Below are 21,946 nucleotides of genomic sequence, written 5' to 3' on the forward strand. Positions count from 1 at the left end.
CACAGGATAAGTGCGTCTGCGTTTTGCAGAAACACTTCAACCGTTATTGTCTTTTTTGTTTTTGAAAAGACGTTACTTTTGATCAAGAAATGATTCAGTTTGACTGAATCAAGGCAACACCGATGAATTTTATAAGTTTAATGAAACTGTTATCCCGGCGATCCTTGTTATTCGTCGTCGCTCTTTTAGCTTTTTACTTGAAAAACCTAACGGCTTCTGAATTATCGATGACCTTGACTGAGGCGATAGCGTTAGCCCAGCAAAACGACCCCTGGTTGGAGGGGAGTAAACACCGCCAACTTGCGTTAGAAGCGCAAAGTGTTGCAGCGGGCGTTTTACCTGATCCTAAAGTGTCATTATCGCTCGCTAATTTGCCGGTCGATGGGTTTGACTTTAACCAAGAACCGATGACTCAAGTCAAATTTGGAGTGAGTCAAATGTTTCCTCGCGGAGAAACGCTAGAAATCGAAGCCCAGCGATTGAGACAATTAAGTGAACAGTTTCCTTACTTGAGGATAGCGCGAAAAGCGCAAGTTACTGAGCGTGTGACTCACTTATGGCTGGATGCACACAAAGCAAAAGAGAGTATTCTGCTGATTGAGTCAAATCGTTCTTTATTTGAACAACTCATTGATATTGTACAAGCAAATTATGCCTCGACCATTGGCAGAACCCGCCAGCAAGATTTAGTCAGGGCTCAGCTTGAACTCTCCCGACTTGACGATAAATTGATTCAGTTGGAAGAACAGTTCCAAATCGCGCAGAGCCAAATAACTGAGTGGCTCTTTTCTAATTTGCCTAACGAACCATCACGGCAACTGGTTTTTGGAAAAAATCCTCAAATCGCTTTGCACCCGCAATTTAAATTCTTGCGGCAAGCGAAGGATGCTGAATTAGTTGAGTACATGACGCTTAGTCCGCAAGTCGTAGCCGTTGAGAAAAAAATAACGGCGAGTAAAACGAATGAATTACTTGCCAAGCAGTCATACAAACCAGCATGGGGTTTAAATGCTAGTTATGGGTTTCGTGACGATGATCCGAATGGCAACTCAAGGGCAGACTTTTTTTCGCTAGGTGTTAGTTTTGACATTCCAATCAACACCAGTAGCCGTCAAGACAACCAAGTGGTGGTTGCGTCAAGTCACACTGCAAAATTAAAAACAGAAAAATGGCAATTACTTCGTCAGTGGTTGGCAAAGTTTAAATCACTTAATGCGAAGCTCCAACAGCTTACCGAGCGAAAAAAATTGTTTGATGACACTCTCTTACCACAAATGTACCAACAAGCCGAAGCCTATTTGACGGCTTACACCAATGATGAGGGTGACTTTGCCGAAGTTGTTAGGGCTCGTATTGCACAATTAAATTCACAGATCGAAAGTTTAGCAATCGAAGTGGAAAGACAAAAGACAATAGCTTCAATCAACTACTATTTAACCCAAACGACTCAAGTGTCAGGAGAGTCAAAATGAAACTGATCAATAATCACTTACAGCTTATCATAGGGTTGATTCTTGGTGGCATCATTTCAGCTGTATTCGTTCTTACATTTCATCGACCCGGTAGTGATCATTCAAGCCAAGCTAGCGATGAGAAAAAGCCACTGTATTGGGTTGCTCCAATGGACTCAAATTATCGACGTGATAAGCCGGGAAAGTCTCCGATGGGTATGGACCTTGTTCCCGTTTATGCTGAAGACTCTGCAAGCTCGAATGCTGGCGTTGGTGCCGTTATGATCGCCCCGGAAGTGATTAATAACTTAGGGGTTCGCACTGCAAAGGTCGAACGAAAAGCACTAGAGACTGTGATAAAAACCGTCGGTTTTGTCCAATATGATGAGGAAAAATTAGTTCATATACACCCGCGGGTTGAAGGATGGATAGAAAAACTTTTTGTAAAAGCGGTCGGGGATACGGTTGAGAAAGATCAACCTTTATATGAAATATATTCACCTGCTCTGGTTAATGCGCAAGAAGAATTTATCCTGGCATTAAGTCGAAAAAATAGTTTATTAGTGCGGGCGGCGGAAGAGCGATTAAAAGCGCTTCAAATTTCTGAACGTGTGATACGGCAATTAAGACAAAGTCGACAAGTGAGCCAAAGTATTACCTTCTATGCGCCCCAATCGGGTGTCATTGATAACCTCAATATTCGACAAGGATTTTATGTTAAGCCTGGTACAACGTTAATGTCGATTGGTGCGCTTGAGCAGGTATGGGTTGAAGCTGAAATTTTTGAGCGGCAAGTACCTTTTGTCAAAGTCGGAATGCCAGTCACTATGACGTTAGATTATTTGCCGGGAGAAATGTGGCAAGGTCAGGTGGATTATATTTATCCGACGCTAGAAACCAGTACTCGAACGGTCAAAGTTAGATTGAAATTTGCAAATCGCGACGATCTCCTTAAGCCCAATATGTTTGCCCAGGTTAATATTGATGCGAAAACCGACAGCCCATTGTTGACGGTTCCTCGAGAGTCGGTGATTAGAACGGGCAAACAAGATCGCCTTGTTCTTGCACTTGAGGATGGCCGTTTTAAGTCAATCGAGGTTAAACTGGGTCAACAGGACGGTAGTGACTTTGAAATCATCGAAGGGGTTGAAGAAGGCGACACGATAGTTACTTCCGCTCAGTTCTTAATTGATTCTGAGTCGAGTAAGTCTTCGGACTTTAAGCGTATGCAAAGTTTGCAAGACGAAACATCATCGGTTTGGACCTCGGCAACCATTCACTCACTTACACCTGAACAACGTTTGGTTAACGCGAGTCACGATGCGATAAGTGAGTGGCAATGGCCTGAAATGACGATGGACTTTTCTGTGTCGGAGTCGGTCGATTTCTCACAACTTAAAGCGGGGCTTTCTTTGCATATTGAAATTACCCGAAGTGATGATTCGAGCTACCAAATTAGTGATATTCATATAATGGCACACACTGAATCGAATGAGGACGAAAAACCTGCATCGGCGAAAGTAGACGGTGTCATCAATTCAATCGATATTAAAAATCGAGTATTAAACATTAGTCGAGGCCCAATTAAAAAGTGGGATCGTCCCGCGGCAACCATGAATTTTTTGGCTAGCGATGAAATCGACTTGACTAATATTCAAGAAGCCGCCTCGATTCGATTTACGTTTGAAATTCGAGATGGTGAATTTGTCATCGTCGCCATTGATGAAAGCAATCACGCAGCTAATCCACCTGCGAAGCACTAGGAGATAGCTTAATGATTGAATCAATAATACGCTGGTCTATCAAAAATCGCTTCTTAGTATTACTGTCGACCCTTATTCTAATCGGTAGTGGTGCGTATTCCGTAAAAAATACACCGGTAGATGCGATTCCGGACTTATCTGATGTTCAGGTTATTATCAAGACAACTTATCCAGGACAGGCTCCTCAGGTGGTCGAAGATCAAGTCACTTACCCACTTACGACTGCCATGTTATCTGTCCCGGGAGCGGAAACTGTCAGAGGTTTTTCTTTTTTTGGTGATTCTTATGTTTATGTGATTTTTGACGATGATACCGATCTCTATTGGGCGCGTTCGCGTGTACTTGAATATTTGAGTCAGGTAGCGCCTTCTTTACCGAGTGCGGCTAAATCTCAACTCGGTCCTGATGCTACGGGGGTCGGATGGATTTATTTGTATGCCTTGGTGGATAGAACCGGGCAACATGACTTAAGTCAATTACGCAGTATTCAAGACTGGTTCTTAAAGTTTGAATTACAGACCGTTCCTGGCGTTTCTGAGGTTGCTGCTCTTGGCGGGATGGTTAAGCAATATCAAGTAAAAGTCGATCCGGACAGGTTACGCGCTTTTTCAATTCCGTTAGCGCATATCCAAATGGCGTTAAAACGAGCCAATCAAGAGATTGGCGCGTCAGTTGTAGAAATGGCTGAAGCTGAATATATGGTTCGAGCATCGGGTTATTTACAAAGCGAAATGGATATTGGCAATGTTCCTTTAGGTGTAAACCAAAATGGCACTGCGCTGTTACTGAAAGATGTTGCTGATATATCTGTTGGTCCTCAAATGCGTCGCGGAATCGCAGAACTCAATGGCGAAGGTGAAGTTGTTGGCGGTATTGTAGTGATGCGTTTTGGGGAAAATGCGCAAGAAACTATCCGTGGCGTTAAGGCTAAATTGGAAGATTTAAAGCAAGGATTACCTGAAGGGGTAGAGGTAATCACCGTCTATGACCGCAGCACTTTAATCGAGCGAGCCGTGGACAATTTATGGCAAAAGCTATTAGAGGAGTTTTTAGTTGTTACTTTGGTTTGTTTTGCATTTTTATTTCATCTTCGCTCGAGTTTGGTTGCGATTATCTCGCTGCCCGTGGGGATTTTAGCCGCGTTTATTATCATGCATTGGCAGGGACTCAATGCCAATATTATGTCGCTTGGTGGTATCGCAATAGCTATCGGTGCAATGATCGATGGCGCGATTGTAATGATAGAGAATATGCACAAGCATATGGAACAAAAGTCATTAACCGAGAAAAATCGCTGGCAGTTGGTCGCGGAGTCTGCTGTTGAAGTTGGACCTGCACTCTTTTTTAGTTTATTAATAATCACGGTTAGCTTCGTTCCTGTTTTTACGCTTGAAGCCCAGGAAGGAAGAATGTTTTCGCCACTAGCCTACACCAAAACTTACGCCATGGCCGCAGCGGCAGCTTTGGCAATCACATTGGTGCCTGTCTTGATGGGGTATTTCATTCGCGGCAAAGTTCTACCGGAAAACAAAAATCCGCTCAACCGGGTGTTGGTATCGAGTTATCTACCACTCTTGAGAAAAATATTAGACTATCCCAAGTCATTTTTACTACTTATGCTTGTCGTTTTAGCGATTGGCTTTTGGCCGGTAAATAAAATCGGTAGTGAGTTTATTCCACCTTTAGATGAAGGTGATTTAATGTATATGCCAACAACTTATCCAGGCTTATCCATTGGTAAAGCTCGCGAGTTGTTACAGCAAACGGATAAGCTTATTCGAACGCTTCCTGAAGTCGAAAATGTATTTGGAAAAATTGGACGTGCCGAAACAGCGACTGATCCCGCGCCACTGACAATGATTGAAACTTTCATTCAATTAAAACCTAAAGACCAATGGCGAGCGGGCATTGACACTCAAGATTTAATTGACGAATTAGATCAGCTCGTTAAATTTCCGGGTCTGACGAATGCGTGGGTAATGCCGATTAAAACTCGTATTGATATGTTAGCAACGGGTATTAAAACACCTGTGGGAATAAAGGTGGCTGGTCCCGATTTAAATGTGATTCAAAAAATTGGTCAGCAGCTCGAGTCAGTCTTAAAGGAGCTTCCTGGTACGGCCTCAGTTTATTCTGAAAGAGTTGCTGGCGGTCGTTATATTAAAGTTGATATCCGTCGAGAAAAAGCTGCACGATTTGGCCTCAACATTGCTGATATTCAACAGGTGGTAGCAACGGCTATAGGTGGGATGAATGTTACCAACACTGTTGAAGGTTTAGAACGTTACCCTATCAATATTCGATACCCGCAGGACTATCGCGACTCTCCAGAAGCACTTGCGCTCCTGCCAATAGTGACGCCGAGTGGTCAAAGAATTCCGTTAGCGGATGTCGCGAATGTTTATATTGAAGACGGGCCACCAGGAATTAAGAGTGAAAATGCAAGAATAAACGGATGGGTTTTTATTGATCTTGAGGGAGGAGATATTGGCTCTTATGTCGAAGCCGCGCAAGCATTGGTAAGAGACAAAATTCAATTACCACCTGGGTACTCGTTAAATTGGTCTGGTCAATATGAGTACATGCTTCGTGCGCAAGAAAAATTGAGCTATCTAGTTCCTTTGACTTTAGCGATTATTATCATTTTGCTATTTATGAGTTTCAAGCGCTTTACTGAAGTGATGATTATTATGGGAACCCTACCTTTGGCAATGATTGGAGGGATTTGGTTAATTTATCTTGAAGGATTTAATTTTTCAGTTGCGGTTGGTGTTGGCTTTATAGCTTTGGCGGGAGTAGCTGTCGAAATTGGAGTCATTATGTTGGTTTACTTAAATCAATCGTTTGACAAGTTAAATAATGACGCTAAGTTGAATCAACGCAAAGTCAGTCGCTCGGCGTTAAAACAGGCCGTTATTGAAGGGGCAGGACTGAGAATAAGGCCAGTGATGATGACCTCAGTATCGATCATTGTGGGCTTATTACCGATACTTTATAGCGATGGCACTGGTAGCGAGGTCATGAGTCGTATTGCTGCGCCTATGGTTGGAGGGATGATTAGTGCACTGATTTTAACTTTAATCGTGGTTCCGTTAGTGTATTATTTATGGCGATTAAATCAGTTAACTGATCCGAACATATAATGAGTGAAACGATCCAGACCATTTCTCTGACGAATTTAGCGATAGCATTTATTCCAGTTGTTATTGTAATTGGGATACTAGTTAAGTGGTCTTTAGATGCCAAGAATGCGGTTTACGCGGTATCAAGAATGTTAGGCCAACTTTTGTTGGTTGGTTACGTTTTAGCATTTATTTTTGATTCGGACAGTGGCTGGCTAATTTTCGGTATTCTAGTGGTTATGGTATTTGCTTCAAGCTGGATAGCCTTGGGAGTCATTAAGACCGATCGAATGGCGTTTTTTGGCTATTCATTGATGGCTATTCTGCTCGGTGGCGGTCTGGTACTTATTGTTATCACTCAAGGTGTTGTGAAACTGGACCCTTGGTATTTACCAAGATACATGATACCGCTAGCGGGAATGATCTTTGCCAATGCGATGAACAGCGTGAGCTTGGTGGCCGAGAGAGTCTCGGCTGAGTTATCAAGAGGTGAACCTTATGCTAACGCCAGAAATATTGCCTTTAGTGCGTCTCTCATTCCAATCACTAATTCGCTCCTGGCGGTAGGCTTAGTGTCTCTGCCGGGAATGATGACTGGGCAGATTTTATCGGGAGTATCGCCGTTGATTGCGGCACGATATCAGATAATGGTGATGTGTATGATTTACGGCTCATCGGGTATTGCGTCAGCGTTGTTTCTGGTGTTTGCTAAACAACAATTGATAAAGGGCGCGTCGCAAGTCGCCGATAATAATGATAAATAATAAGCGTGTTTTCTTTTTTCGAAAAGCTCATAAATGGTTAGCGTTAATCGTTGGAATACAGGCGGTTATCTGGTGCTTGAGTGGGTTGTACATGACAGCTGTTCATATCGAAACGGTGAGAGGGAATCACCTAGTAAAAGATCTGCCGCTTAAACCCTTAGAAAACTTACTTAGTTCAGACTTAAATCTAAAGGTAAACGAAAAATATTATCGATTTCATTCTCTTGCGATGGTTAATGATGAGCCTGAATTAACACTTTTTTCCGATAGCCAAAAAATAAAATACAATCTTCGTTCCGGCGAGCTCGCGCGTCCGATAAGTGAACAGGATATTGCCGATAAAGCCGCAAAAATTTATGTAGGAAACGGGAACCTACAAAATATTCAGTTATTAAATCACTATCCTCAGGAAATTGGTGGAAAAAATCGCCGAGTATGGCGTGTAACTTACGATGATTTTTTAAACTCGACTTTATACTTTGATTTTGAAACCGCAGAATTGATCAGGGCTCGTTCTGATCTTTGGCGGTGGTTTGATTTTTTGTGGATGCTCCACATAATGGACTACGATGCTCGAGAAGATGTTAATAATAACCTCTTGAAGATTGCCGCTACGATGGGGTTGTTACTCACCCTCTGTGGTATTGGGATGCTATTTTATTCATTTGGCCATCGTAAAGTAAAACAAGTAACGACTTTGTCGTTGTTAAAATCTGTGCACAAATGGCTCGCTCTCGTTATCGGCCTTCAATTGGTTATTTGGACATTGAGTGGCGTTGTATTTAGTCTTCTCGATAAGGAAAAGGTTTCTGGACGCTATTTAATTAACCAGCAGGATGTTGTTAGACCTTTATTGGAACTCGACAAGCTCAAACAAATTCAGGTTCGCTATCCTGCAATAGAGACAGTCTTGACTCATAGTTTGTTAGGTAACCCCGTGTATCAAGTAAACATTAACAATGAACGTATCATGCTTGATTCGAAATCCTTAGAACCATTAAGTTTAAGTGAGTCGACCGTTAAATTAATTGCGACGCAGCGTTTTAGAGGAGATGGCGAGCTTTTACAACTCAGTCAAATCAATGTTCAAAGCACTGAAACAAGAAAGTATCAATTGCCTTTGTGGAAAGCGGATTTTAATGATGCAGAAAGTACTAGTCTCTATATTGATGCCAAGACAGGAAATGTGATGGGCGCTAAAACTGATACTTGGCGGCTATTTGATTTTTTTTGGATGTTACACATTATGGATTATGGAGAACGAAATGACTTTAATCATGCTTTAATTATTTTTGCGGCTGCTATTTCCTGTTTTATTGCACTGAGCGGTTTGCTTATGTTGTTTTCCGCTTTTAAATGGTCAGACTTTAGTTTATGGACTCGATACCGAACAAAAAGAATTAACCTAAACTCTCGAGAAGGTGAATTGGTAACGATTCAAGCCAATAAATTTATGCGTTTATTGGATTTATTTAATCAAAAAAATATTGCTGTTCGCTCGAGTTGTGGTGGCGGTGGAAGTTGTGGTTTATGTCGAATAAAGGTAATCGGTAATTGCGATGTGTCGCCGGCGGATAGACAATTTTTTACAGAAACTGAACTGCAACAAGGCTATCGATTAGCTTGCCAAGTTGAATTGTGTGAAAGTATCAGCCTCGAATTACCGGCTCGCTATTTCGAACAGCTAAAGTAATTAAAAGCTAACCGCCTAGCGCGCGTCGCGTGTCATTGATTCTCTGCTTAGCGTCCGCAACAAATGATAAACTTTTTTCGGGTGATAACTCCGCTTCTAAATGTAATTTAACGAAAGCAGGAATCTGATTAATGCGCGGGAGTTTTTTATTTTGAGGAAAAGCGATGTAAGTATGAAGTTTAGATACCAAAATTAAATCGGCTAAATTGACGGTCATTTCTTCATTGTATTTCCACTGATCTCGATATTGTGCCACTTGAATAAATTTTTCATTCAATCCCCACTTGCGAATAATCGCTGAGCCGATGCTAGAAGCATATCGTTCAAATAAAAAATACATCGCTGAATCATCCTCAATAAGTTCCGGATATTGAGCCGCTTTATCAATTAACGGAAGACAGCCGATATCTTGCACTAATCCACCCAAAATGGCTTCATCAGGATCGAACCGGATGTCTTGAATATGTTCAGCAATGACACTGGCAACTGCTGCAGTGTAGGTGCTGTTTTGCCAGATTTTTTTTAACCAGGTCGCCATTTTTTTGTTGTTGTAAGCAAATAACGCTCTAATGGCATAAGTCATCGCAATGTTTCTAGTGTTAAGTAGTCCAAGGCGACCAATAGCCAAGGGAACTTTTTGAATTTCTGCTGCGCCTCGATAGACCGGCGAGTTTGATATTTGAATTAAGTAACCACAAAACGCAGCGTCTGACTCAGCTACTTTACTGAGCTTGTTAATATCGGTATCGGGATCGGCCGCTTCTCTTTTTATTTTTAAACTGACCTCTGGCAAAATTGGCAACCGAATATCACCGGCAGCGAGATCTTTATGAATTTGTAAGAGAATATTACGCCGACTCATCTTAAAAAACCTGTTAACTTTATCTATAAGTTTAGATGAATCTAGTCAGATTGTTAGTTGATTTTTTGGTTTAATCCGATGATAGCAAAATTTTCTTACCAAGCTGACAGTCTCTCGGTCGAAGTCTGAGAATGATGCTGCCTTCAATGCACTGCCAGCGAACTTGGCTATTCTCAATAAATGGGACAAGCACGATAGTTTTGTTAGCGACTTCTGTGTCGCCATCGCTAAACCTTAGGGTTACTCTATCTACGCCGACAACCGTTGTGACTTCAATCGATTGTCCTGTTTTATTGAGAGGGAGATTTGTTTTGGTGTTTGCAAGTTGGAATTTTCGATTATTGAGAAATTGTTTTTCCAGTGGCGATACCGCCTGTGAAAAATTATTAATTGCCTGCTCAACTAATAAAATATCATCTCGATTTTTATCTTGCAGCACGGCAAAATAAATTCCTGCTCCAATGGCGCTAAGCATTAATACCAGAATGATTAGATTTTTATTCATATCGTCGATTTATCGTAGAGACGCATCAGTTAGCTTAACGAACTGTTTGATTGATTCTTTCAATTAGTTTATCAGACTATTAGCGTTAATTGGGCTAAACATCACAAGGTTTGCCTGATTCTAGGTTTAATTTGCCCTCATTCTGTCAATCTCAGGATAGATTTTCAGTAACAAGATCGGCTAAGATGAGTCCAATTTTCAGAATGCTTTAAGTTAACGGAATTTCTGTGTTACTAATAAAATCATTGCTATGTCTGCGCGGCTTTGATAACGGGCGACGCTTCCTTGCGGTAAGTTTAGGTTGTTATGGGCTGTTTATATTGCTCAGCCCGGTCTTGTTGAAAGCTCCAGTACTTTTAGTTTTATTGTTGCTCTGTGTAACGCCTATATTGACCGCTTCTTCAATGCGCAGAATTCATGACGCCGGGTTCGCAACCCCTTACGCGGTTATTCCGACTTTAGTTTATTGGCTTTCTGTACTAGGGATTACTTTCATTGAACATGGTGCAGCTTATGCACTGCTTATTTTATCCATTTTAGTAACGTTAGCGATGACGACTATCAGTAATGCGCGAGTTCGTCGTGATAGACAATACTACCTTGGATATCATGGCCCTGTATTTGACGAAGAAAGTCGAGAAAAAGCAGCCGAACGACGCTTCTACGATCGAATTGAGCCCACACTTGCGGCTGGTCATGCGAGTGCTGAAGAGTCCGTTAATTCGGCGAATAATAATATCGAAGGTAGGCAATCTCCGCCCAGCCAATCAATTGAACCCGATTTGGCTGCGACCAACCGATTCCATTCTGCTCATTACGCCCCCACCAATCAAAGTAGTTTCGAGCAAAAACTTGGAGATTGGTTTTTAGCAAATAAAATGCTCTCAATCGGCAGCGCTCTTGCGGTGATGACAATATTGGTTGTTTTCTTAGCCTGGCCGGAAGAGCCAAGTGATGAGAGGCAAACCGAGGAATCCGTTGTGCAAACTCAATCTGTACGCGAAAGGCTTCATAAAATCAAAATGCCTGACAACTTTTGGATAATGTTAGATCAAAATGAGTCGCTTACTGTTGCTTGGCAAGGCGATATTATGAAGGATGGTGAGCTATGGTCTGCCGTCACCGGTAAAGGCGATAGGAGTTGCTTCGAATTGCGTTTTAATGGCGGCGATAGCTATCGAACGATGCAGGTAGAAGTAAAAAATCAAGGTGACTACTATGCTGATTTTTCACCCGTTGATACTAGAGTAATGCTAGAGGGAATCGCCAAGAAAAGTCGCTTCACTCTTTGTGGTTTTGAGTTTTCTTTAAAAGGCACTCAAGCCATCATGATGTCAAATAAAGCTTACTTCGATATATTAACTGAAGAGTAAATTGAATAGCCCCATTGAAGTAGAAGCAGAAATTGGATCGTGCCGAAATCGGAGTGGTGCATTAGCTTCAAGATGCGCTAACAATAGTTCCATCAGGCATTCGTTTGATGGCTAAACTCGGCTCAGTTGCTCGCCGACTTTAACCCAACGAGCGCAGAGTGCATCGGCATGTTCAGAGTGGTGCCCCGCCAAGTCATCTGCGCAAGCATAGACTTCAGGGAGCAGTTCGCTGTCTCTAATTAAGTCAGCAAATTTATACTCAATAACCCCAGTCTGCCGTGTACCCAACACTTCACCTGGTCCTCTGAGTTCGAGATCTTTTTCTGCAATGACGAATCCATCGGATGACTCTCGCATTACGTTGAGTCTTTGTTTGGCATTGTTTGATAAAGGTGAATGATACATTAACAAGCAATGGCTTTCTTTGTCTCCCCGACCAACTCTACCGCGCAGCTGGTGGAGTTGTGATAACCCTAGGCGCTCTGGGTTTTCGATGATCATCAAACTCGCATTCGGGACATCAACACCGACTTCAATGACCGTAGTAGCAACGAGTAGATCAGTCTCACCCTGCTTAAAAGCATTCATGACTTGTTGTTTTTCAGCGGGTTTCATTCGTCCGTGAATAAGTCCAATTTTGAGTTGTGTTAATTGCTCGCTTAGTTGTTGATGGGTTGCTTCTGCTGCTTGACATTGGAGCTCTTCCGACTCGTCGATTAAAGTACACACCCAATACACTTGCCGCTTATCGGTCATGCAAGCTTGCTTTACTCGTTCGATAACTTGTTCCCTTTTTGCATCACTGATGACGACTGTTTGAATCGGTTTGCGCCCTGGTGGGAGTTCGTCAATGATTGATAGATCCAAATCAGCGAAAGCTGTTTGTGCTAAGGTTCGCGGGATGGGCGTGGCGGTCATTACTAATTGATGGGGTTGATGTTGGCCATTGTTGGCTTGAAACCCTTTCTCTAGCAGTGTCTTTCGTTGTTCTACCCCAAACCGATGTTGCTCATCGATTACCACCAAAGCTAATCCTTTAAAGGTTACTTTATTTTGGAATAAGGCGTGAGTTCCAATCACCATTTTTGCCTCGCCACTTTCGATAGTTGAGAGCGCTTGTCTTTTTTCAGCGGCCGGCATCTTACTGGTGAGTAGAACGACTGTTACTCCATGCGGCTCAAACCAAGTTTTAAATGATTTGTAATGCTGTTCGGCGAGGATTTCAGTCGGCGCCATAAGTGCAGACTGCAAATCTTCTTGAGCAGCAATTGAAAGCATATTAATTGCCGCAACGAGGGTTTTTCCCGATCCGACATCGCCTTGGACCAGGCGCATCATTGGGTAATCATTTTTCATGTCATTAGCGATTTCATGAATGACTCTTTGTTGGGCACTGGTAAGACTAAAGGGTAAGTCTTTTTCGAATCTGTCACGTATTTCGGTGGCCGGAGCAATGCTTATCGCTTTATGTGAACGGGTATTGGATTTTATTCGCTGTAAGGCAATATGTTGCGCAACAAGCTCTTCGAAAGCCAGCCTTTTGATTAGTGGGTGTTCACCGTTTTCCAGTGCATCGAGAGAGACTTCAAGGGGGGGGTGGTGAAGCGTAAGCAGCGCATCTTTAAGTGGTGGAAACTTGAGTTTTTCGAGCCAACTATTCGGTAGCAGTTCAGTAACTTGATTTCTTGACAGATAATTGAGTGCTTGAGCCATAATGCTATGTAAAGTGCGTTGCTGCAGCCCTTCTGTGGTTGGATAAATCGCTTTAAGACCTTCTTCCAATTTTGGCTGTGGATTGTCTTTTAAGAAGGTCATTTCCGGATGAATCATGCCGAAGTTACGGCCAAAATGACTCACTTGGCCGAAACATTGAATGTACTGACCGGCGACAAACTGCTTCTTCTGAGCCATGGAGAAGTAAAAAAGCCGAATATCCAAACTGCCGCTTTCATCCGATATTTTACAGACCAATGAACGTCGCTTGCCGAACAATATATTGGCACTTTCTATGACACCACAAATTTGCGCGGTCTGGCCATGTAATAAACTACCAATAGGGTGGATTCGGCTTCGATCTTGATAGCGGGTTGGTAAATGGAACAGCAAATCTTCCAGGTTAAATATACTTAACCTAGCGAGTTTTTCTTGTATTTTGGGGCCGACTCCCTTGAGAACGTCGACACCAATTGATGCGAGCTTTGATTGCAATTTAGCGGTCTGGTTAACTGTCTTGTTGCAACGGCAAGAGGTCGACTTGGCCTGCCAGCGCGTGCTGAAGAGATTCAGCGACCACCTTAACTGCTTCTTTTCTTGGGAAGCTAGAGCGCCAGGCTAAGATGACTCTGCGTTTGGGGACTGGATCAGCAAACGGTCGAGAGTCTAATCCAGGGTAGTCAGTTTGTTTGGCCAGCGCGGTCACTGGCATAACGGTAATTCCTAATTTCATCGCGACCATATGGCGAATCGTTTCAAGTGAGCTTCCCACGACCCAATCCTCGTTATTCGAATTGGGTGAGAAACAATTAGGACAAGCCGCAATAACCTGATCTCTAAAACAGTTACCTTTACCCAACATGATTAAATCTTTCCCTGCAATGTCTTTGACACTTACTGATGAGGCTTCTGAGAAAGGATGCCCATCATAAAACAGCGGCATAAAGTCTTCGTCATAGACTTCAAGTGTTTCGATAGCGGGATCTGAAAACGGTAGCGCAAGCACGGCGATGTCAATTTCTGCAGTTAGTAACTTCTTACGTAAGTTTTCGGTGTAGTCCTCATCGATATGGAGCGGCATTTTGGGATGCTTTTCTCGCATATAAGGAACCAGGGAAGGGTAGAGGTATGGACCTATCGTAAAAATTGCGCCAATTTTAAGCACTCCTTCGAGCGGACTTTTTTGTACACTCTTCAGATAGCTAAGCTTTTCAGCCTCTTCGATAACCTTTTGCGCCTGCTGAACCACAGCTTCGCCTTCGGGAGTCACCTCGACCTGTCGCTTGCCACGCTGAAAAATGGTAATCCCGAGCTCTTCTTCAAGCTTCTTAACTGCAATACTTAAGCTAGGTTGACTGACATGACAAGCCTCAGCCGCTTTACTGAAGTGCTGAGTCTGGGCTACCGCTACTACATACCTGAGTTCGTTGAGTGTCATAGCGAATTTCTTATTTAGAGAATTTTCGATATGATAAAACTATTATAATGCTGAAGCAATTGATTTATATCAGGCTCGATTCATTTAGGCCAGCGAGCCAATGCTGACCGTTTCAATCTAAGCCCCAAAATAGATGGGGTTAACTAACGGGATATCCGGCGTGAAATTTTTTGACTGGCTCAGCCTGTTCTGCGTTGACTAGGATTGGCCGAGGACTTGCTATACTGGCTGATGCTTGGTTGGCGGCAACAGAGTTGGTCAGCATGTAGCCTTTCTTTGGTACAGTGATTATCCGCGCAGGAATATTGCCGGTTTTTAAAACTTTACGAAGGTGGCAGACAGCGTGAGTGAGGCCTTTTTCACCGGTGTAGTGATTACCCAGCCATATATCGTGGATAAGCTGTTCGCGGGTCACTAGTTTGTCTGGATTGTTAATTAAATGAATGAATAGCTGCCATAATTTGCTGCGAAGATGAAAAACTTTACAGTCTGTGGTTAGGGTTTGCGTGTCAGGATCAAGGCGAAAGTAATCAGAAAAAGTGATTGAAGTGATTTCTGGTTCTAATGCTGCCATATTAATAGTACCCATTTTTGTTGTATCTCCGGCATAATCAACGCGCTGAATCACGCTTGGTCCTAAGGGTTCAGCACACTACCTGTTGACTTTCATTATAATGATGGCAATCGGTTAAAGTTTTTCCGTTTGTCACAAAGTATGTCGTCAGCAGAGTGCGCGGCTCTATTGATTTAGACGTGAAGTACTTCGCAATGGTCGCAAAAAAATTGAATAAATATCTTTTTTTATCGCAAAAGCGATATTTTTTATCTCATGGCGTAAAAGGAAACGCTATTATTTACTAATGAGATGTTGAGAAAAGAGTCAACAATTCAACAAAAATCGTGAATAATTACTATTTAAATGGAGCACATTTTGTATGATTATGGCTGCGGAGTAATAACTGCGCATAATATAGAAATTTGCTATCTTACTCGTCTTGGGGATATGAAGGTCAAAGTAAGTTGTTAAATAATCAAATTCAGCTGAATTCAAAACAAAAAGATAACCTGCTGAAATCTAGATTTAAAGTAAGCACCCTGACTACATGGCTAGCGCTGTGTGGCTTCGGGCTCTCTTCGCCTGCGTATTCTAAAGATAGCACTCTCAAAGAAGAAGAAGAGAAAAAAGTTGTTGTCACAGGCTCCCGAATTAAGAAAGTCGATCTGAATAACCTCAAGCCAATCCTCAGCATTTCAAGAGAGGAGTTTGATAAGCAAGGTTTTGCAAGTGCGAAAGATGTGATTGACAGTATCACCCAGAACACTGGCGGCACGGTTGATAATTCGTTTACCTTCGGATTCACGCCAGCAGCATCTTCAGTCAATATTCGCGGCCTTGGGTTTGGTCATACCCTTGTACTTGTCGACGGACGACGCTTACCGATATACCCCGTAGGGATTAACGGTACCAGCAATTTCGTCGATTTATCGTCAATTCCGACTGCATTTATAGAACGTGTTGATGTGCTCACTGACGGTGCTTCAGCGGTTTACGGCTCCGATGCTGTGTCAGGTGTCATCAATGTTATTACTCGTAAAGATATTGAAGGCATCTCGATGAATTATCGATTTGGTGATACTTCCGACGGAGGGTTTACCAATCACCGTTATAACCTTATGACCGGAGCGCGTAACGGCGACACTCAAATCGATTTAATTTTCGATATCTGGAGTCAAGACGCTTTACTGGCCACGCAACGGGACTATGCAAACTCTGATGTTGCAGATGCTTCAGGTAGTTATAGCGCTGGTGGGGTGAGTTTCTTGGGATTAAACAGCGGATTTGTTTACCAACACCCTGATTGCGGAACCGCTAATGACCCCATCGGTGGTCTTTCTATCGCGGATGTTGATGTCTCTGTTTTTTCTTCAGGCGAGTTATGGTGCGGGTTTGATCGCGCTCCTTATCGTCAGTTGATCGCGCCGCAAGACAAGTTTTCTTTAATGACTCGCTTGTCCTATGAGGTTACGCCTGATTTAACTTTGTTTAGCAGAATCGGGTACTCAAATTCTGAGACGGATACACAAGCTGAACCTAATTTTTATGGTGGCGCACTATTTAATGGATTTGGAACCGCTGTATTGAATAATGGGGCGATTTTGCCTCCAGGGGCGGTTAACAACCCCACCACCGGCAGTGCGTTTGAAGAACCAGGGGTCTTTGTCCGCCGTCTAGTCGAGTTTGGTCCAAGACAAACCAAAATAGAAAATAATTCCATTAACATGTTACTTGGCCTCGAGGGGAGCTTTGCTAACGGCCAATATGACTGGGAAATGGGGTTATCGTTTAACCGCACTGAGTTAGATTCCGATAGCAATAACATTTTGCTTAGCGCTTTAAACTCCGCGGTCGACAATGGGTTGGACTTGTTTGAAACCATTCCTCAATCGGTAGTCAATGCGCTGACCTTTAATGCAAATCAAGAATCTTATTCAAGCAATCGAGTGTTTGATTTCTCAATCAGTGGTGACCTCCCTGTTAGTCTGGATGCTGGACCAATTCAATTTGCATTAGCCCTCGAATATGTGAACGAAAAGTACCGCGATAATCCAGATCCTTTGGTGTTGCAAGGCGATGCATTTGATGGCCAAACCTCCGGTGGCGGTGAACGAGATCACTTGGGTATTGGCGGCGAACTGAGCTTTCCTTTCAGCGATAAGTTTGAATTAGACATCGCATTACGCTGGGATGATTATGATGATGCTTCAAGTGTGAATAGTGCTGTCAGCCCCCGAATTGCAATGGCTTATCGGGCTAATGAAAACTTTTTAACGCGCTTTTCTTGGGGACGCAGCTTCCGAGCGCCAGATATGCAACGACTTTTCGGTGGGCAAACCGAGAGCTTTATTGATATTTTGGACCCTGAGTTCTTAGTTGACACAAATGGGCTACCTTGTACCGATATTACTGCCCCAGACTGTTCGCCGACGTTAATCCAGTCAGTGTCGCTGCTTACTGGTGCGAATATCGACTTGAAAGAAGAAGAAGGCAGTAATTTAAATCTTGGGTTTGTTTTAGAGTTTGATAACGGGCTTGATCTTTCGATTGATTATTTCCAAGTCGAGCTTGATGAAGTTGTTACCGCGATAAACCCGCAATCCATTGTTAATTTATGCACTTTCCAAGGACTTCTCTGTGAGAACGTCGTAAGAGATGGTGCCGGGACTTTATTTGGTTCAAGCGCGTTCATTGAGTCCAACGCAGTAAATTTTGCAGAGCAAGATACCTCTGGAATCGATCTCATCATCAATTATGACTGGCGAAATGACTCAGGTGTCTGGTCTACCAGTTTAAATATTACTCGAGTAAATGAGTTTGTTACCCAGTTCGCGGACGGTTCTCGTCGAATTGAGAATGTTGAGCTTGGATTTTTACCAGAGTACCGCGCTAACTTTGTGATGGACTGGGACAAGGAGCGTTGGGGAGCAACATTCCGACTCAACTATGTCGATAAACTCGGCGGCGCGTTCTGTAATGGTTTCTGCGATAAAACAGAGTTTGTTGATTCTTGGACCACAACGAGCGTGAGTGGTCGTTACGAAATTGGTGATTACACAAGAATTATTATGGGGATCAATAACTTAGGTAACGAAGCACCACCTCAAGACCCGACTCAAACGACCTGGCCATTTTTTATCAACGGCAGTGGTTATTACAACGCAGTGGGTCGCGAATTCTACTTCCAGGTAGACACGACTTTTTGATCGGTTCATCTCCTTCTGATATTTTAGCCCAAGGCATTCAAATACTTGAGTTTTAGGGCGCTCTGGCGCTTGCTTGCGATCATTGGCTGCTGTACAATGCGCGCTTCCTGGCATGGCTGAATTAGTGATTGGCTGTGTCGATTGATGTTAACTAGACCAACAAATGGCTGAAAGTCATAGAGCGGTCTTAAATTTGGAGTAAATTCAATGTCACTAACTGCTGAAGCAAAATCAGAGATTATTGCAGAATATGCACGTGGAGAAGGCGATACAGGTTCTCCTGAAGTTCAGGTTGCTTTATTAAGCCATCAGATCAACCACTTGCAAGGTCACTTTAAAGAGCACATTCATGATCACCACTCACGTCGTGGTCTTCTAAGAATGGTTAGCCAGCGTCGTAAGTTACTTGACTACCTCAAAGGAAAGGATCAAGACAGATACACTTCTTTGATTGGTCGTCTAGGTTTACGCCGATAAGCGATGAATCTTTAAAAAAGGGGCCTAGCGCCCCTTTTTGTTGTTCTCGGGGTGACGAATTGTTACCCATTCCCACACTGAATGGACTAAACTTACCTCGAAAATTTTCTGCATATTGTTTTGTTAGTTGAGCTGTAGCAGAGAAATATCAAACGAATGCCTAGGTTATTCAATTGAAAGTTTAATAAGGTTTGAGCAAGCTTTTAACTGAATAGTCTAGGCAGACATTAACTAGCTAAAAATTAAAAAATAAGGAATAAAAGTGAATCCTATAAAAAAATCATTTAAATACGGTAATCATACGGTTACTTTAGAAACTGGCGAAGTCGCCCGTCAAGCGTCAGGCTGCGTCATCATAGATGTAGAAGGTACAACGGTTTTAGTTTCAACTGTCGGTAAAAGAGAAGCTAAACCTGGTCAAGACTTCTTCCCACTTACGGTTAACTATCAAGAGAAGCGTTACGCGGCAGGCAAAATTCCTGGCGGTTTTATTAAGCGAGAAAATCGACCCTCTGATGGCGAGACTTTAACAGCGCGATTGATCGATCGCCCATTACGTCCATTGTTCCCGAAAGGCTTCAAAAACGAAGTACAAATCATTTGTACGGTTATTCAGGTTAACCCACAAATCGACCCACAACTCGTTGCCCTTTTAGGTGCTTCTGCTTCATTGGCTGTGTCTGGTTTACCTTTCAATGGTCCAGTGGGTGCAGCGCGCGTTGGTTACAAAAACGGTGAATACTTATTAAACGGTACTGTGGAAGAAATGGAAGATTCAGAGTTGGATCTTGCTGTTGCTGGTACTGAAAATGCAGTATTGATGGTTGAGTCAGAAGCAAAAGAATTATCCGAATCAGTTATGTTAGGCGCTGTTATGTTTGGTTTTGCAGAAATGCAAGTTGCCATTAAAGCGATTCAGGAATTTGCTGATGAAGTCGGCACTGAGAAGTGGGATTGGACGGCACCAGAAGAAAACACTGCTGTTATCGAGCAAGTTGAAGCAAACGCAAAAGAAGCGATTACTGCTGCTTACGGCATTGCTGACAAAATGGAGCGTCAAGCGAAGCTTGCTGAAATTAAAGATGCAACGGTTGCCGCATTAGTCACTGAAGCTGAAGATTCTCCTGCTGAAGAAGACGTTAAAGCGGCTTTTTCTAAAACTGAAAAATCTGTGGTTCGTACTCGTGTCATTTCAGGTGAGCCACGTATCGACGGTCGTGAACATGATATGGTTCGCGCACTTTACATTCGCACTGGTGTACTTCCTCGTACACACGGTTCTGCGCTTTTCACTCGTGGTGAAACCCAAGCGTTAGTTGTTGCTACATTAGGTACTGAACGTGATGCACAAATCGTTGACGGTCTGTTAGGTGAGTCAAAAGACACTTTCATGTTGCATTACAACTTCCCGCCATACTGTGTGGGTGAAGCTGGCTTTATGGGTGCACCTAAGCGTCGTGAAATTGGTCACGGTAAATTAGCTAAGCGTGGCACTCAAGCAGTGATTCCTTCGCAAGCCGAATTCCCATACACCATTCGTGTTGTTTCAGAAATTACTGAATCAAACGGATCAAGCTCTATGGCTTCTGTGTGTGGAACAAGCTTGGCATTGATGGATGCGGGTGTACCGGTTAAAGCACCTGTTGCTGGTATCGCAATGGGTCTTGTGAAAGAAGGTGACAACTACGTTGTGCTTTCAGACATCTTAGGTGATGAAGATCACTTGGGTGATATGGACTTTAAAGTGGCGGGTTCTGAAAAAGGTATCACTGCATTACAAATGGATATCAAGATCGAAGGTATTAACCAGGAGATCATGGAAAAAGCGCTTCATCAAGCAAAAGGCGGTCGCTTGCACATCCTTAAGGTGATGAACGAAGCTATCGGTTCAGCGCGTGATGATATTTCTCCATTCGCACCACGTATTACTTCAATCAAAATTGACCCACAAAAAATCGGTGATGTTATCGGTAAAGGGGGTTCAACAATCAGAGCGCTTACGGAAGAAACCGGCGCGACGATTGAAATTGAAGAAGACGGCACTGTTAAAATTGCTGCGGTAGAGAAAACGGCTTCTGATCTTGCTGTTCAGCGGGTTAAAGAACTCACTGAAGATGTTGAAGAAGGTAAGGTTTACACTGGTACGGTTGCTAAAATTGCTGACTTTGGTGCATTCGTTGACTTTATGGGTAACAAGACGGGTCTTGTCCATATTTCTCAAATCGCACACGAGCGGGTAAATAAAGTTTCTGACCATTTAGAAGTTGGTCAAGAAGTTGATGTCAAAGTACTTGAGATCGATCGTCAAGGCCGAATTCGTTTGAGTATGAAAGTCTTACTTGATCCACCAGCGCCTAAAGAAGAGGCGCCTGCTGCACCTGAAGCTGGAAACTCTGAAGGAAGCAACGAATAAGCCAATTATTAATTTGCTTATCAGCTTTAAAAAAGCCGCGCATGTCGCGGCTTTTTTTGTCTTTCGTCACATGGTATTTAAGTCTTAGAGAAAGATCCGAAAATAAATCTTATTGCGGCGATCTAGTTGACTCGATATAGTCATTTTGAGCACAACTAGAATAATCGAGGAATTCGTATGTCTTATACTTTTACAGCGCTTGTTGGATATATCGCATGGACACTTTTTCTACTGGTTTTAATGGAGGTAATTCGTAGCAAAATTGTTTTAACCGGTGAAAGAAACGCGAATGAGTTTGATGCCTTAAACGCCGGTTTAAGTCCATTTATGCAGCGACTTGCAAGAGCACTAGGCAACTGTTTAGAAAGTTTTCCAATTTTTGGTGGTTTGTTGTTAGTCGCTATAGCTGCTGATAAAGTGCAAATCACAGATTCATTAGCCTTAGTGCTATTAGCAGCGAGAATTATGCAAAGTGTCATTCACTTAACTTCGATCTCTGCGACTGCGGTAACTATTCGTTTTACGGCTTTCGCCGTACAGATGATTATCGCGGCCTATTGGTGTTATCTATTTTTAATGAACTAAAATGGTTTGTAAAACTTATCGGGAA

The 21,946-nt window shown here is 42.8% G+C and carries 15 protein-coding genes; 10 read left to right on the plus strand and 5 right to left on the minus strand.

The window, feature by feature from the left end:
• Positions 1–122: 122 nt before the first annotated feature.
• Genes FLL45_RS13825 through FLL45_RS13845 form a run of 5 tightly spaced genes read left to right on the plus strand, consistent with a single transcriptional unit; the run spans position 123 to position 8,793 of the window.
• On the plus strand, positions 123–1,472 hold the full coding sequence (locus tag FLL45_RS13825) for a TolC family protein (RefSeq protein WP_142942644.1): 1,350 nt from the start codon (positions 123–125) through the stop codon (positions 1,470–1,472).
• The gene (locus FLL45_RS13830; protein ID WP_142942645.1) at positions 1,469–3,214 is read left to right on the plus strand and encodes an efflux RND transporter periplasmic adaptor subunit; all 1,746 of its coding nucleotides are present in this window, start codon (positions 1,469–1,471) and stop codon (positions 3,212–3,214) included. Before FLL45_RS13825 ends, FLL45_RS13830 begins: the two co-directional genes overlap by 4 nt.
• Positions 3,215–3,225: 11 nt before the next feature.
• Positions 3,226–6,357: an efflux RND transporter permease subunit gene (locus FLL45_RS13835; protein ID WP_142942646.1), complete on the plus strand. Its 3,132-nt coding sequence runs from the start codon at positions 3,226–3,228 to the stop codon at positions 6,355–6,357.
• Entirely contained in the window at positions 6,357–7,100 is a 744-nt protein-coding gene (locus FLL45_RS13840; RefSeq protein WP_142942647.1) for an ABC transporter permease, read from the plus strand. Before FLL45_RS13835 ends, FLL45_RS13840 begins: the two co-directional genes overlap by 1 nt.
• A complete protein-coding gene (locus FLL45_RS13845; protein ID WP_142942648.1) occupies positions 7,090–8,793 on the plus strand; it encodes a PepSY domain-containing protein in 1,704 nt (567 codons plus the stop codon). The genes FLL45_RS13840 and FLL45_RS13845 overlap by 11 nt, the downstream gene beginning before the upstream one ends.
• Before the next feature lie 7 nt (positions 8,794–8,800).
• Here the strand turns inward: FLL45_RS13845 and FLL45_RS13850 are convergent, their stop codons facing one another.
• Complete coding sequence (locus FLL45_RS13850) at positions 8,801–9,655, minus strand: HDOD domain-containing protein (protein WP_142942649.1); 855 nt, start codon at positions 9,653–9,655, stop codon at positions 8,801–8,803.
• 70 nt (positions 9,656–9,725) lie between these two features.
• Positions 9,726–10,160 carry a pilin gene (locus tag FLL45_RS13855; protein WP_142942650.1) on the minus strand — a complete coding sequence of 145 codons (435 nt, stop codon included), beginning with the start codon at positions 10,158–10,160 and terminating at the stop codon, positions 9,726–9,728.
• Between the two features lie 227 nt (positions 10,161–10,387).
• Here FLL45_RS13855 and FLL45_RS13860 point away from each other — a divergent pair, with 227 nt between their 5' ends.
• Entirely contained in the window at positions 10,388–11,533 is a 1,146-nt protein-coding gene (locus FLL45_RS13860) for a hypothetical protein (protein ID WP_142942651.1), read from the plus strand.
• Positions 11,534–11,644: 111 nt separating this feature from the next.
• Here the strand turns inward: FLL45_RS13860 and recG are convergent, their stop codons facing one another.
• The 3 genes from recG to FLL45_RS13875 all read right to left on the minus strand — a co-directional run bounded on the left by recG (position 11,645) and on the right by FLL45_RS13875 (position 15,312).
• Positions 11,645–13,819 carry an ATP-dependent DNA helicase RecG gene (gene recG / locus FLL45_RS13865; RefSeq protein ID WP_246075838.1) on the minus strand — a complete coding sequence of 725 codons (2,175 nt, stop codon included), beginning with the start codon at positions 13,817–13,819 and terminating at the stop codon, positions 11,645–11,647.
• A complete protein-coding gene (locus FLL45_RS13870) occupies positions 13,755–14,684 on the minus strand; it encodes a hydrogen peroxide-inducible genes activator (protein WP_142942653.1) in 930 nt (309 codons plus the stop codon). Before FLL45_RS13870 ends, recG begins: the two co-directional genes overlap by 65 nt.
• Positions 14,685–14,823: 139 nt before the next feature.
• Entirely contained in the window at positions 14,824–15,312 is a 489-nt protein-coding gene (locus FLL45_RS13875) for a winged helix-turn-helix domain-containing protein (protein ID WP_210247188.1), read from the minus strand.
• 392 nt (positions 15,313–15,704) lie between these two features.
• Between FLL45_RS13875 and FLL45_RS13880 the strand changes: the two genes are divergently transcribed.
• The 4 genes from FLL45_RS13880 to FLL45_RS13895 all read left to right on the plus strand — a co-directional run bounded on the left by FLL45_RS13880 (position 15,705) and on the right by FLL45_RS13895 (position 21,921).
• Positions 15,705–18,446 carry a TonB-dependent receptor domain-containing protein gene (locus FLL45_RS13880; RefSeq protein WP_185964462.1) on the plus strand — a complete coding sequence of 914 codons (2,742 nt, stop codon included), beginning with the start codon at positions 15,705–15,707 and terminating at the stop codon, positions 18,444–18,446.
• 207 nt (positions 18,447–18,653) lie between these two features.
• Positions 18,654–18,923, plus strand: a complete 270-nt coding sequence (gene rpsO / locus FLL45_RS13885; protein ID WP_142942655.1) for a 30S ribosomal protein S15 — start codon at positions 18,654–18,656, stop codon at positions 18,921–18,923.
• 262 nt (positions 18,924–19,185) lie between these two features.
• Positions 19,186–21,336: a polyribonucleotide nucleotidyltransferase gene (gene pnp / locus FLL45_RS13890; RefSeq protein ID WP_142942656.1), complete on the plus strand. Its 2,151-nt coding sequence runs from the start codon at positions 19,186–19,188 to the stop codon at positions 21,334–21,336.
• Between the two features lie 177 nt (positions 21,337–21,513).
• A complete protein-coding gene (locus tag FLL45_RS13895; protein WP_142942657.1) occupies positions 21,514–21,921 on the plus strand; it encodes an MAPEG family protein in 408 nt (135 codons plus the stop codon).
• The last annotated feature ends 25 nt before the right edge of the window (positions 21,922–21,946 follow it).

The organism is Aliikangiella marina, from assembly GCF_007004765.1.
Taxonomy (GTDB): Bacteria; Pseudomonadota; Gammaproteobacteria; order Enterobacterales; family Kangiellaceae; genus Aliikangiella; species Aliikangiella marina.